Here is a 13999-nt window from a genome sequence, read left to right on the forward strand (position 1 = left end):
GAGAGTGACTTGCGGCGATCAAGTTCAGCTCACCCAGAACCACAGCAACGTCAGATTGGCGGCAGAGATCAGACCGAACAGGCCCCAGGCGGCAATCTTGACCAGTCGACTGTTGACGAACGGCCCCATCAGCTGCGGATCACTGGTAAAGCGAATCAGCGGCCAGAGCGCAAACGGCAGTTGCAGGCTCAGCACCACCTGGCTGAGCACCAACATCTTGCCGACCGAACTGTCACCCAGCCAGATCACCCCGATCAGCGCCGGAATCAGTGCCAGTGCGCGAGTAATCAAGCGGCGCTGCCAGCAGGGAATTTTGGCCTGCAGAAAGCCTTCGAGCACCACTTGCCCGGCGATGGTCCCGGTGAACGTCGAACTCTGCCCTGCCGCCAGCAAGGCGACGCCGAACAGCACACTGGCAATGGCACCGCCGACCAATGGATCAAGCAAGTGATAAGCGTCCTGAATCTCGACCACTTCGGTATGCCCGGTCTTGTGAAACGCCGCAGCCGCGAGGATCAGTATCGCCGCATTGATCAGCAACGCGAGACTCAGCGAACCAATGGTGTCCAGTCGGGCGTAGCGAATGGCAGTGGCTTTGCTGGCCAGATCAGCACCATTGACGCGGGTCTGCACCACCGACGAATGCAGATAAAGGTTATGCGGCATGACTGTGGCACCCAGAATACCGATGGCGATATACAGCGGCTCCTGGCTGCTCAGTACATCCCAGCTCGGTTTCAGGCCCGCCACCACATCCGGCCAGAATGGCTTGATCAGAAACAGCTCGACGGCAAAACAACTGGCAATGGTTGCAATCAACCCCAGCACGATAGCTTCCAGACGCCGGAAATTGGCGCCCTGCAAGGCCAGCACGATCAGGGTATCGAAAGCGGTCAGCGCTACACCGGTGGTGATCGACACGCCCAACAACAGATGAAACGCCAACGCCGCCCCCAGCACCTCTGCCAGATCGGTGGCGATAATCGACAGCTCTGCCAGCAGCCACTGGCCTTTGGCGACATTACGGCTGTAGCGGGCAGCAGACAGCTGCGCCAGATCACGCCCGGTGGCGATGCCAAGGCGGGAACAGAGGTTTTGCAAGACCATTCCCGACAGACTGGCCAGCACCACCACAAACAACAATGAATAGCCAAAGCGCGACCCGGCCTCGATAGCCGTCGCCCAGTTGCCGGGGTCCATGTAACCGATGGAAACCAGCAGGCCGGGTCCCACGAACAGCATCATCTTGCGCAGCAAGGACGCATTCGGCGGGATGGTCACGCTGTCAGTGGTCGCCGAGGGGCAGAAAGGGGCTGTTGCAGTGGTGGGCAGTTTGTACGTCACGGGAACCCGACAGGCAGAAAATCAAGACCTTCATCCTAAGGTTTTGCGACACATGTTGATACATGCTTGGTGGCTTCATGCCTGTTGTTTTGACGCTTGCTGGTCTTCAAGGCTGGCGCTGCATGGTTAATCACACGCTATCTCAACGGCGTACAGCCTGTCTAAACCGGTATAAACACTCAAAAACCATACCAACTAAACAATTATTAATCTTTTAGAGTCCATTAACCGCATTAAAAGACCATTCATTACAAATTGTAAAGAGTACTATTCAGGCCTCTACAAGAACTCAGGATCGCCATCGATGAACTCATCACCTCGCACAGGTGCACCCAAGAGCGAACAGCTGCGGGCAGCGTATATCTCGGCGCGCATTGATCGACTGCCTGCGGTTGCTACTATCTGGAAACTGGTTGCCCTGCTGTCTATCGCCGGTTTTTTCGAGCTTTACGACCTGTTTCAGACGGCCTACATCAGCCCCGGTCTGATTCGCGACGGGATCTTTGCCACGGGAAGCCAGGGCCTGTTCGGCTTTTCCGATCAGGCAGCCTTTGCCTCGGCGACCTTTCTGGGCCTGTTTTTCGGTGCAAGTCTGGTCAGCCCGATTGCCGACCGTTACGGTCGCCGCGCAATTTTTACCTTCGCGCTGATCTGGTACACCATTGCCACGGTGATCATGGGTCTGCAGACCTCCGCCCTGGGCGTGATAGGCATGCGCTTTGTGGTCGGCATCGGCCTGGGCGTCGAGCTGGTGACCATCGACACCTACCTATCGGAACTGGTGCCCAAACGTATACGCAGCTCAGCGTTCGCCTTCGCATTTTTCATCCAGTTCCTGTCAGTTCCCAGCGTGGCGCTGATGTCGTGGTGGCTGGTGCCTCAGGCACCCTTCGGCTTTTCCGGATGGCGCTGGGTGGTGATTGGCGGCGCGGTATTTGCGCTGTTTGTCTGGTGGCTGCGTTCAGCCCTGCCGGAATCACCACGCTGGCTGGCGCAGCAAGGGCGTTTCGACGAAGCCGAGCTGATCATGGACGGAATTGAAGCACGTTGTATCAAAGACCAGGGCAAGCCGCTGGATGAACCTGAACCGGAGAAAGTCGCGCTGTCAGGCAACGGCCGCTTCGCCGATATGTGGCAACCGCCTTACCGTCGTCGTGCACTGATGCTGATCGTATTTCACATCTTCCAGGCGATTGGCTTCTTCGGCTTCGGCAACTGGCTGCCCGCCCTGCTTTCTGGCCAGGGCCTGAGTGTTACACACAGCCTGGGGTATGCGTTCGTGATCACGCTGGCCTACCCGCTCGGCCCTTTACTGTTCGTGAAATTTGCCAACCGCTTCGAGAATAAATGGCAAATCGTCGGCTCAGCGTTGGGAGCAATGATCTTCGGCAGCCTGTTTGCCTTCCAGACCAGCGCAGCAGGCCTTATTTTCTGCGGAATCATGATCACATTCTGCAACGCATGGCTGAGCTTCAGTTATCACTCATACCAGGGTGAGTTGTTTCCGACCAACATCCGCGCACGTGCCGTGGGTTTTTGCTACTCGTTCAGCCGCCTGTCAACGGTGTTCAGCAGCCTGCTGATCGGGATTTTCCTCGACCATTTCGGCACACCGGGCGTACTGGCGTTCATTGTTGGCAGCATGCTGATCGTGATCATCACCATTGGCCGGTTCGGACCACGTACACGCAATCTGGCGCTGGAGCAGATAGCCCACCGTTGAGTGACCTGACCGTGGAGGGGGTTCAGGCCTGAGCCCACTCCACATTGGTCACACCAAAGTGTTCAGCATAAGGTTTGGACACTTTGGCGACTTTCTCCAAACGGTATTTCGGTATGCGCGCAAGGCCCGCGTCGACACTTGCACAGTGCCATGCTTCAGCGTTGTCCATATTCTCGGTGCGTATATAAAAACTCTTGAACGAACCGTTTAGCAGATAATCAATGCGGTAATGCTTTGGAAGTGCCATTGAAAGCCTGATCCTTTTTTCAGCAGTGGCTTGAAGTATAGGTGACTGCATTCACTGCAAAGAAATTCATTATTTTTTCAATGTCGGCGACCAACGAACATCCGCATTCGGATATATCAACGAATACCCAGGCGCCTGGCAAGTCGATTGAGATTGGCTCTGTCCACCGCTAAATCGCGCGCCACTTCTGCCCAACGGCCTTGATGTCGTTCAAGACAATCAACAATCAAGGAACGCTGAAAAGCATCCACCGACGCCTTCAGCCCTGCTCCCTGCACAGCCGCTGAAAGGGCTTTTTCAGCCGTGGGTAGCGGCGTGGCAGACGCCGAGCCGTCGAGACCCAGCGCTGGCCCTTCGACCGTCAGGATGCGCGGCTTTTGCGGATGGGCAGACAATGCCTTGAGCACCGCCCGGCTGATCAGGTGCTCCAGCTCACGAACGTTACCCGGCCAGTGGTGCGCGAGTAGCAGCCGCTGTGCCTCGGCGCTCAGGCGCAACCCACGCAGCCCCATGCGCACACGGTTTTCCTCGAGAAAATAGCCGGCCAGCAGCAACACATCCCGTCCGCGCTCGCGCAGTGCTGGCACGAGCAGCGGGTAGACGCTCAGTCGATGATAGAGATCCGCCCGAAACCGGCCGGAGCGCACTTCCTCGGCCAGATCACGATTGGTGGCAGCGATGATGCGCACATCCACATGGTGTTCCTGATCAGAACCGACCCGTTGCAACTGACCGCTTTGCAGCACACGCAACAGCTTGGACTGCACCGACAATGGCAGCTCACCCACCTCATCAAGGAACAGCGTGCCGCCATCCGCCAGCTCGAACCTGCCGCTACGCCCGTTGACCGCTCCGGAAAAAGCGCCTTTGACATGCCCGAACAATTCGCTCTCGACCAGCATTTCAGGCAGCGCGGCGCAGTTGAGGCTGATCAGCGGCTTGTGTGCCCGCGGCGAGTGCAGATGGATGGACTCGGCCACCAACTCCTTGCCGACACCGGTTTCACCCATGACCAGTACCGTCAGCGGGCTGTTGCCGACCAGTTCAATCTCCTGCTGCATACGCTGGTGAACCGCACTCTGGCCAATCAGCTCGCGAGGTGCTCGCCCACCGGCAGCGCGCTTGTAGACCTCGGCCAACTGACGCTGATCTTCAAAGCCCCGCGCCAACTGGTTGATACGCTCGCCCGCCATGACCGTTGCCGCTGCGAGACTGGCAAAGGCCTGCAGGTTATCCAGATCGACGCTGCCAAAGCTGGAAGGGTCCAGCGAATCCAGGGTAATAAGCCCCCAGGGCCGCCCTTGAACAGACAGCACGCAGCCCAGGCAATCATGCACTTCCAGCGCACCATGACCGTCGACCAGCCCGTCATAAGGGTCCGGTAAATCGCAATCGGCAGCAAAGCGCAGCGGCCCGTCACTCGCAAGCAACGCCTCGAAGCGCGGATGCTCGCTGACCCGGAAGCGACGGCCGAGCGTGTCCGGACTGAGGCCGTCGACCGCCAGCGGAATCAGCACATCACCCTCTAGCCTGAGCAGTGCAGTAGCGTCGCAAGGCAACCAGTGGCGCAGCGAGCACAGCAGACGCCGATAACGCTCTTCGTCCGGCAGTTCTCTGGACAGGTCGGACACCAACGGTATCAGCTCACGCAACAGGGGATGGGTCATTACGACTCCGGCAGACGGTCAACAAAGGCGTCATTATGACTCGCCATGCCGAACAAGTGGTCACCGCGATGTTTGTCCAGGCTCGCCCGTTCTGCCACCTTATGCCGAACGCCTTGTATCAACGCGCGAATAGAGTCCTCCGGGTTAATCAGCTATTTGAAATGACTCATTAACTTTACAGTTTCCGCACCAGACTCCGTGAGTTGATCAATCAATGAATCAATAGCGTTCATGCAGTCATAGTTGCCCGCCCCTTAATTTTTCTGACGCCACAGGCACGGCTGAATGATGGATATCGTTTAATTTTATTGATGTGGCGATTGTCCGGCTTTGTTCCATAGTGCGCTCACTTTTACAGGAGCAACTGTCCATGCCCGGCACTCAAGGAAGAGCTCTTGAGGTTGATACACCTCTGGTTGTCGACCTCGATGGAACGCTGCTGCGTTCAGATTTGCTGTTTGAAACCGCGGTGGCCTTTATCCGCGGCCGACCACTGCAGGTATTCAGGCTTTTTACCTGGCTGTTACAAGGCAAGGCGCTCCTAAAGCAAGGGCTGGCTCTGGGCACCAACATCGACGTTGCGTTACTGCCCTACGACGCTGCGGTCATTGCTTATATCCAGGCCAAGCGGCAGCACGGGCGCAGGGTGATTCTGGCAACGGCCTCTCACGAAACCCTTGCCAACCAGATCGCAGCTCACCTGCAAATGTTTGATCAGGTCTGGGCCTCGGACGGTAAAACCAATCTTTCTGCCCATCGCAAACGCGATTTGCTGGTCAGCCATTATGGTGAGGGCGGTTTTGATTACATCGGTAATTCCCGGGACGACCTGTGCATCTGGAAAGTCTCACGCAAGGCCATCGTCGCCAGCCCGCTCGCAGGTGTGGAACGCGCGGCGCGGGCACAAGGAAACGTCGAACAGGTGATCAAATCCACATCGTCCCGACGCAGTGCGTGGCGCAAGGCGTTACGCCTCCACCAATGGCTGAAAAACACACTGCTTTTTGTGCCTCTGCTCGCCGCTCACCAAGTCCAGAGCATGCAATTGCTGCTCGACGGATTGCTCGCATTTTTGTGTTTCGGGCTGTGCGCATCAAGCGTCTACCTGCTCAATGACCTGCTTGATCTGGCAGATGACCGCCACCATCGCAGCAAACGCGAGCGCCCGTTCGCCAGCGGTCAGTTGCCGATCGAGTCCGGCCTGCTGGTGATCCCGCTGTTGCTCGCAGCAGCCTTCGCCCTGGCCGCAATCATGTTGCCATGGCAATTTGCGGCGGTGCTGGCTGCCTATTACTTGCTGACGCTGGTCTACTCGCTTTACCTCAAGCGCCACATGGCAGTGGACGTCATTGTTCTGGCGATGCTCTACACCACGCGCATCCTGGCCGGTGCAGCGGCGTTTCAGTTGCCGCTGACGTTCTGGATTCTGGCATTTTCAATGTTTCTGTTTCTCAGCCTCGCGCTGGTCAAGCGCTATGCCGAACTGCGCGACGCGAGGCTGTGCGATGTGACCGTCAAGGCACGCGGCCGCGGCTACTACCCGGGCGATCTGGACATGATCGCCTCCCTGGGTGCATCGTCGGGCAATCTGGCGGTAATGGTCCTGGCGCTTTACATCCATGAGGGCGCGACGGTTGCCCTGTATCAGCATCCGCATGTGATCTGGCTGGCCTGCCCGTTGCTGTTGTTCTGGATCACGCGGATCTGGATGCTCACCCATCGCGGCCAGATGAACGAGGACCCGGTAGTTTTCGCAATCCGCGACCGGATCAGCCAGGGGATCGGTTTTCTGTTCCTGCTGGTGTTCTGGATCGCCGCATGAGCGCGCCTCTCTACTCCTGGGGGCGCTACCCGCAGGTTGCCCAGCAAGGTCATGACTGTGAGGCGGTAAATCGCTTGCCGGCGCACATCTCAGAAACACTTGCGCACCATCACACCAGCCTGCCGTTCGGCAACGGCCGTAGCTACGGCGACAGTTGTCTGGCAAGCAGTGGTCACGTACTGGACATGCGCAAGCTGGATCGCTTCATTGCCGCAGACTGGCAGAACGGCGTGGTGCAACTGGAAGCAGGCATGACCCTGTCACAACTGCTGGCGGCAGCAATCCCGCGCGGCTGGTTTCTACCGGTCACACCGGGCACGCAGTTTGTGACGATAGGCGGCGCGCTTGCCAACGATGTGCACGGCAAGAATCATCATCTGCGCGGCACCTTCGGCTGTCATGTCATACGTTTCGAATTGATCCGTCATGGCGAGCCGCCGATGGTTTGTTCGGCCGTGGAAAACCCTTTGTTTTTCGCTGCCAGCATCGGCGGCCTGGGCTTGACCGGCGTTATCAGTCGGGTCGAGCTGCAATTGATGCCGATCCGTACCAGTCAGATCAACAGCACGGTGGTGCGCTTCGCCAATCTGGCAGAATTTTTTACCCTGTCGCACGAGCTGGACGCGCAGCACGAGTACAGCGTGGCCTGGATTGATTGCCTGGCGCGAGGCAGTAATAGCGGCCGTGGCGTGTACGTCGTCGGCGACCACGCTCGTTACGGGTCGCTAACGGTCGATGCGCCCAAGCGTCTGAGCATACCGTTCATTGCCCCGCTTTCACTGGTCAACCATCTGTCCTTGCGTGCATTCAATTCGATCTACTGGCACGCCCATCCACAACAGGCCAAGGCCCACCGCAGCGCGTGCGAAGCGTTCTTCTACCCGCTGGATCGCATCCAGCACTGGAATCGTCTTTATGGTCGCAAAGGGTTTCAGCAATACCAGTGCGTGATCCCCGAGCATTGCGCGCCCAAGGCCATGCAACTGCTGCTCGATGCTATTGCTGCATCGGGCCGGGGTTCATTCCTTGCGGTACTCAAGCGCTGCGGCGATATCGCTTCGCCGGGGCTGCTGTCCTTCCCGATGCCGGGTACTTCGCTGGCACTGGATTTTTCGCAGACGCGCGAGCTGGCCGAAACACTGTTCCCACGCCTGGATGCCATTGTCCGTGAAGCGGGTGGACGTCTATATCCGGCAAAAGATGCACACATGACCGGGAGCGATTTCCGCCAGGCCTATCCAGCCTGGGAGCAACTTGAAGCCCTGCGTGACCCCTCCTTGATGTCCCGCTTCTGGAAACGAGTGATGCCATGAAAAAAATTCTGATCATCGGCGCGACATCAGCCATCGCCCACGCCTGTGCCCGACTCTGGGCCGCGCAGGGCTGTGATTTTTTTCTGGTGGCGCGCGACATGGAGAAGCTCGACAGCAATGCAGCCGATCTCAAGGCGCGCGGTGCCGGACGTATCGACACACACCGTCTGGACGTTACGCACTTTTCGGAGCACCCGGCGATGCTGGCCGGCTGTCTGGCTGCATTGGGGCAGATCGATATCGTCCTGGTGGCTCACGGCACCCTGCCCGACCAGAAGGCCTGCGAACAATACGCAGGCCTGGCCATACAGGAATTCATCACCAACGGTGCAGCGGTTATTGCCTTGCTGACCCTGCTGGCCAGGCATTTCGAAGTGCAGCGCTGCGGCACGCTGGCGGTGCTTTCCTCCGTCGCAGGTGATCGAGGACGCCCTTCCAATTACCTGTACGGCTCGGCCAAGGCTGCCGTCTCGACGTTCTGCGACGGGTTGCAGGCGCGGATGTTCAAGCTCGGCGTACACGTAGTGACCATCAAGCCAGGCTTTGTCGACACGCCCATGACCCACGGTCTGCCGTTGCCTGCCTTGCTGGTGGCGCAACCGGCAGCTGTTGCCGAGCGCATCGTCAAGGGCATCGCACGCCGGTCTACAAGCCTTTATGCGCCGGGCTTCTGGGCATGGATCATGTGGGTGATTCGCGCGATTCCACAGCCATTATTCAAAAGGCTCGACCTTTGAGCGACATGCCGCTGCTGTCAGGCTGGCGCTATCGGGCGGTGCTGCTGTCGGTCGTCTTCTCGGCACTGGGCTATCTGGGATTTTCCCTGTGGGGCGGCTGGCAGGCAGTCAGCGCAGCAACCGGCAAGGTCGGGGTGCAGGGCATTGGCTTGGTCTTGCTGATGTCGGCAATCAACTACGCGCTGCGCTTCGGACGCTGGCAGCTTTACCTTGAGGTGCTGGGGCATCCGCTTTCCTGGCGGCAAAGCCTGCGGATCTACCTGGCCGGCTTCGCCCTGACAACCACGCCCGGCAAGGCCGGCGAAGCACTGCGTGGCGTATTGCTGAGGCCGCTGGGCGTACCGTACCCACAAAGTTTTGCTGCATTTTTCAGCGAACGCCTGTCCGATCTGCTGGCCATCGTGCTGCTGACGCTGTTCGGTTTGTCGTGGTACCCGCAGGCGCAACCCATGATTTTTATCGGCCTGGCGCTGGTTCTGGCGGGGCTGCTGGTGCTGTCTCAGGGTCATTTGCTGAAGCGCATGCGAGGTGCGCTGCCGACGGAGAAGAGCACACGACTGCACAGGCTGCGGCGGCAGCTGTTCGACATCCTGCTCGCCGCCTGTCAATGCCTGCACGGAAGAGTGTTGCTGACCGCCAGCCTGCTCAGTCTGCTTGCCTGGAGCGCCGAGGCACTAGCGTTTTACTGGATGCTTGGCTGGATGGGCGCGCAGATCCCACTGACGTTTGCCGTGTTCACCTATGCACTGGCAATGCTCGCCGGAGCGTTGAGCTTCATGCCGGGTGGCCTGGGCAGTGCCGAAGCAGTGATGGTCGGGCTGCTGATGTTCAAAGGCATGCCCGGTGCTGACGCGATTGCCGCCACGCTGCTGATACGTCTGGCGACCCTGTGGTTCGCGGTGGCGATCGGTGCCGTGATGCTTTCCCGGTTCAACGCTGCAACACCAACGGGGCGTCAGCCTTGAGGCAGTAAAACAGGCACCCGCCATCTTATGTTCACCTCACGGAGGAGCTGTTCAATGCCACCCGATTCGCGCACCTCGATTGCCATGCCCCTGTTTCTGCTGGGTGCCGCCATCGCCGCAAGTTTTCTGGCCTCCAGCGGGCCGGTGCAATGGATGGACAATGGCATGTTTCTGGCCAACGCCCGCGAAGGCCATTATTTCAGTCAGTCGCTCGGACCGCTGGAGCATCCGCTTTATCAACTGCTCAACTCGGTATTCTTCACACTGTTCGGCTCACGCGCGCTCAGCCTGCTGAATTCGTTACTCCTCGTGCCGTTGGCATGGATCGTCTATCGACTGGCGCAAAGCCTCGGCGCCGGGCAACGTCAGGCCATACTCGCTGGCGCAGCGACGGTATTGGCGCACGGAGTGTTCTGGGTGTCGACCAAAGCCGAGGTTTACCTGCTGCACACGCTGGTCGTACTGCTGGCTTATACGCTGCAGTTCAATGACAGTAACCGTCTGACGCCGCTGAAAAAGCTGTTCATGATTGGCGTGCTGACTGGAATGGCGGCCTCGACTCATCAACTGACCTTCGTGGTCCTGCTGCCGCTGTACCTGTATCTGCTGTACCTGTATAAAGCGCGCGTTTTGATCACCCTGCCCGGCTTCATGCTCGGCTTCGCAGCGGCGGCTGTCGCGGTGTTCAATGACCTGAACACCGGATTGGGCCTGCTGGATATTGCTCGACGTTACCTGACCGGTGCGTCCGCGACCATTGCGGGGCCGGAGTGGCAAGGCAGCCTGTTGCGTTTCGACGAACTCCTGGAGGAAAGGAACGCAGCCATACTGGTGCTGCTGTCACTGATAGGGCCGCAGTTGGCGGGGCTGCTGCTGTTTCCCAAGGAGAGTCGGCTGCGGTTGTTGTGGAGTGCGGCGCTGTTGAATCTGGTTTTTGCCATTTCCTATAACGTGACCGACCGTTTCACCTTTTTTCTACCCGGCGTGGCGATGCTGAGCATCATCGGCATGATTCAGCTGCGGCGGGTTTTGCCACACAATGTGACACGCAGCACCTTGCTCAATCTCTCGGTATTGTCCTCGCCGACAGTGGTTCTGTTGGCGTATTCACTTTACGCAAACGGGGTCATACATTTTCCTGAGCATAAGGAGAAGCTGCCCTACCGCGACGATATCCGTTATTTCATGGTGCCTTACCTGCGCGACCGCTCTGCCGAGCAGTTCGTGCGCGCCTATGAACAGGTCGTGCCCAACGGTGCGTTGATCATCGCCGACTGGACACCGATGGGTGCCATGCGCTCCGGGCAAGCCATCGGGCTGCTTGGCGGTCGCAGGCTGGCCATGTGCGACGACAACGTTGCCATTCGAGCGGCCTTGAACAGCAACGGCGTCTATCTACCACGGTTGAGCTATTGCGGGACGCTTACACAGAACTACCGGCTGGAAGAACAGCCGGCAGGATATTCATTGCAGGCGAACTGATCATGAATGAACCTCTGACTCTCATTCATGATCAGTTCGCGCACACTCTCAAGGCTGCCAGAGCGCCTGCCCGCCGCCCAGTTTGCGGTCCAGAAAACTGGCCGCACTGATCAACGCCAGATGGCTCAGGGCCTGCGGTGTGTTACCGAGATGATGAGCATGCGCGTCGAATTCTTCGGCGTACAAGCCCAGCGGGTTGGCGTAACGCAGCAATTGTTCGAACTCCAGATGCGCCTGCTCGACCCGACCGGCGCGGGCCAGACATTCGACGTACCAGAACGAACAGGCAACGAATGCGCCCTCTTCGCCTGCCAGTCCGTCATCGTGATCATCATCGTTGCGATAGCGGAATACCATCCCGTCACGCACCAGTGCTGCCTCGATGGCGTCCAGCGTCGCCAGCCACTTCGGGTCATTGGCACCGACAAAGCGTACCAGCGGCATCAGCAGCATTGAGGCATCCAGATTGCGGCTGCCCTTGTGCTGCACGAAGTGGCCCAGGTCTTCGTTCCAGAAATTCTCCCAGATATCGTTGTGGATCTCTTCACGTACCCTGGTCCAGCGCTCGAAGGGCCCCGACAGCGAGCGCTTGAACGCCAGGCGCAGTGCCCGGTCCAGTGCCACCCAGCACATCAGCCGCGAATGCAGAAAATGCTGATCGCCACCGCGCATTTCCCAGATGCCCACATCGCGGTCGCTCCAGTGTTCGCACACGTAGTCGACCTGGCGAACGACATGCTGCCAACCGTCGTGCGAGATGGCGTCGCCATACTTGTTGGCCAGGTAGACGGCGTCCATCAGTTCGCCATAGATATCCAGCTGAACCTGCTTGTAGGCCTCATTGCCGATGCGTACCGGCTGAGCACCGCCGTAGCCGGACAAATGATCGAGATTGTCTTCCGGCAATTCTGCGTGGCCATCGAGGGCATACAGAATGCCGAGTTTCTCGGTCTGCTCACAGCAGTCGTCGAGCCGCCCGCGCACCCACCCCATGAACGCATTGGCCTCGTCGGTGTAGCCCAGACGCATGAAGGCATACACGGTGAACGAAGCGTCACGGATCCAGGTATAACGGTAGTCCCAGTTGCGCTCGCCGCCCTCGGTTTCCGGCAGACCGAACGTCGCGGCTGCAACAATGCCACCATGCTTGCGCGAGGTCAGCAGCTTGAGCGCAAGCGCCGAGCGGGTGACCATTTCACGCCAGCGGCCCTTGTATTGCGATTGCCCGGCCCAGCGCCGCCAGAATTTCAGCGTGTCGTCGAAATAGCGCGAGCATTTGCCTGCGGCCACGTTCGGGTCATCGATACCACCAAGAATGAACTCGATGGTCTGGCCTTTGTGCATGTGAAACTCGGCCACAGCATCCTGCTGCTCCAGCTGTAGCGGCGTAGCGGCCGACAAGCGCATGCCTGGCTGCCCTTCGGCCTCGAAACAGATGTCCTGGCCATCGATACGCGCGGTGGTTTCAGCTCGGCTGTAGTCCATGCGTACCCGGCAGCGCATGCGAATCGTGGCCTCGCCAAAACGCACTTGAACCCTGCGCACGATGCGCGGCAGATCGTCCTGATCTTCACCAATCGGCATAAGGTCGGTGACTTCCACCACTGCGTCCTCGGAAATCCAGCGGGTTTGCAGGACATTGGTGTCGGGCAGGTAAATCTGCAGCCTTCTGGCGTCCGGCAAGTCAGGTGCCAGTTGAAAAATCCCGGCATCGGGCGTATCCAGCAGCGCGGTGAAAATCGACGGACTGTCGAAATCCGGCCAGCAGCAGAAGTCGATACTGCCCGTGTCGGCGATCAGCGCGGCGCTGCGCATATCGCCAATGATGCCGTGGTCTTCGATACGGTTTTGCGCTTCTTGGGGAAAATCAGCCATTGCCACGGAACTCCGGATAGAGGGTCATCCCGCCGTCGATGTACAGGGTGGTGCCGTGCACATAATCCGAGGCATCGGAGGCCAGCCAGAGCACGGCATTGGCGACGTCTTCGGGCTCACCGATACGGCCATAAGGGATCAGCTTGAGCATTTCCTTCTCGGCGTCGCCCTTGCGTGCGTCGGCATTGATCGGCGTGCGAATGGCACCCGGCGCAACGCTGTTGACGCGAATTTTCAGCTCGCCGACTTCCTGAGCGATGCTGCGCATCAACAGATCGACGCCGCCCTTGGACGCTGCGTAATTGACGTGCCCGGCCCATGGAATCAGCTGGTGCACTGAACTCATGTGAATGATCTTGCCCATCGCCCGTGACACATCAGGGCGCATGCCTTGCTTGATGAACTGGCGCAACGCAGCGCGGGCACAGAGAAATTGCCCGGTCAGGTTGACGTTGATGACTGTGTTCCAGTCTTCCAGGCTCATGTCGACGATGGCTGCGTCTTTTTGCAGGCCCGAGTTGGCGACCAGGATGTCCAATGCGCCAAAGTGCTCGATGGTCTGCGCAAACAGGCGCTCGACGTCTGCTTCTTTCGACACGTCGGCGCCGACAGCAAGGGCACGACCGCCCGCTGCACGAATCTCTTCAGCCAGCTTCTCGGCAGGTTCAGCCTTGGAGTTGTAATTGATCACCACCGCTGCACCGGCGTCCGCCAGCGCTCGCGCAGCACCTGCGCCCAGACCGGAGCTGGCGCCGGTAACGATTGCGACTTGTTGCTTGAGTGAGATATGCATCGAATTTCAGCCTCGGAGTAAGCGTACTAGT

Annotated in this window: 11 protein-coding genes; 6 read left to right on the plus strand and 5 right to left on the minus strand. The window is 58.9% G+C overall.

The features are described 5' to 3' along the window. Positions 1-24: 24 nt before the first annotated feature. Entirely contained in the window at positions 25-1332 is a 1308-nt protein-coding gene (locus RYB09_RS00225; RefSeq protein ID WP_161796148.1) for an Nramp family divalent metal transporter, read from the minus strand. A 316-nt stretch (positions 1333-1648) separates the two neighbouring features. Between RYB09_RS00225 and RYB09_RS00230 the strand changes: the two genes are divergently transcribed. Beyond that, complete coding sequence (locus tag RYB09_RS00230; RefSeq protein ID WP_316887096.1) at positions 1649-3067, plus strand: MFS transporter; 1419 nt, start codon at positions 1649-1651, stop codon at positions 3065-3067. A gap of 22 nt (positions 3068-3089) precedes the next feature. On the opposite strand, the gene RYB09_RS00235 is transcribed toward RYB09_RS00230, so the two are convergent. Together RYB09_RS00235 and norR are read right to left on the minus strand one after the other, a co-directional pair. Beyond that, the gene (locus RYB09_RS00235) at positions 3090-3314 is read right to left on the minus strand and encodes a DUF6555 family protein (RefSeq protein WP_004658504.1); all 225 of its coding nucleotides are present in this window, start codon (positions 3312-3314) and stop codon (positions 3090-3092) included. A 116-nt stretch (positions 3315-3430) separates the two neighbouring features. Next, positions 3431-4981, minus strand: a complete 1551-nt coding sequence (gene norR, locus RYB09_RS00240) for a nitric oxide reductase transcriptional regulator NorR (RefSeq protein WP_316887097.1) — start codon at positions 4979-4981, stop codon at positions 3431-3433. A 370-nt stretch (positions 4982-5351) separates the two neighbouring features. Here norR and RYB09_RS00245 point away from each other — a divergent pair, with 370 nt between their 5' ends. Genes RYB09_RS00245 through RYB09_RS00265 form a run of 5 tightly spaced genes read left to right on the plus strand, consistent with a single transcriptional unit; the run spans position 5352 to position 11300 of the window. Next, positions 5352-6803 (plus strand): UbiA family prenyltransferase, encoded by a 1452-nt coding sequence (locus tag RYB09_RS00245; RefSeq protein ID WP_316887098.1) that lies wholly within the window; start codon positions 5352-5354, stop codon positions 6801-6803. Then, positions 6800-8116, plus strand: coding sequence for an FAD-binding oxidoreductase (locus RYB09_RS00250; protein WP_316887099.1), 1317 nt, complete (start codon positions 6800-6802; stop codon positions 8114-8116). Before RYB09_RS00245 ends, RYB09_RS00250 begins: the two co-directional genes overlap by 4 nt. Further along, positions 8113-8853, plus strand: coding sequence for an SDR family oxidoreductase (locus tag RYB09_RS00255; RefSeq protein ID WP_122258192.1), 741 nt, complete (start codon positions 8113-8115; stop codon positions 8851-8853). Before RYB09_RS00250 ends, RYB09_RS00255 begins: the two co-directional genes overlap by 4 nt. Further along, entirely contained in the window at positions 8850-9818 is a 969-nt protein-coding gene (locus RYB09_RS00260; protein ID WP_122258191.1) for a YbhN family protein, read from the plus strand. Before RYB09_RS00255 ends, RYB09_RS00260 begins: the two co-directional genes overlap by 4 nt. A gap of 54 nt (positions 9819-9872) precedes the next feature. Further along, positions 9873-11300, plus strand: coding sequence for a DUF2723 domain-containing protein (locus RYB09_RS00265; RefSeq protein WP_316887100.1), 1428 nt, complete (start codon positions 9873-9875; stop codon positions 11298-11300). A 48-nt stretch (positions 11301-11348) separates the two neighbouring features. Here the strand turns inward: RYB09_RS00265 and RYB09_RS00270 are convergent, their stop codons facing one another. Then, positions 11349-13175 (minus strand): glycoside hydrolase family 15 protein, encoded by a 1827-nt coding sequence (locus tag RYB09_RS00270; protein ID WP_122258189.1) that lies wholly within the window; start codon positions 13173-13175, stop codon positions 11349-11351. Beyond that, on the minus strand, positions 13168-13968 hold the full coding sequence (locus tag RYB09_RS00275) for an SDR family oxidoreductase (RefSeq protein ID WP_005733527.1): 801 nt from the start codon (positions 13966-13968) through the stop codon (positions 13168-13170). The genes RYB09_RS00270 and RYB09_RS00275 overlap by 8 nt, the downstream gene beginning before the upstream one ends. Between the last annotated feature and the right edge of the window lie 31 nt (positions 13969-13999).

Source organism: Pseudomonas syringae group sp. J254-4 (assembly GCF_032586855.1).
Lineage (GTDB): Bacteria > Pseudomonadota > Gammaproteobacteria > Pseudomonadales > Pseudomonadaceae > Aquipseudomonas > Aquipseudomonas amygdali.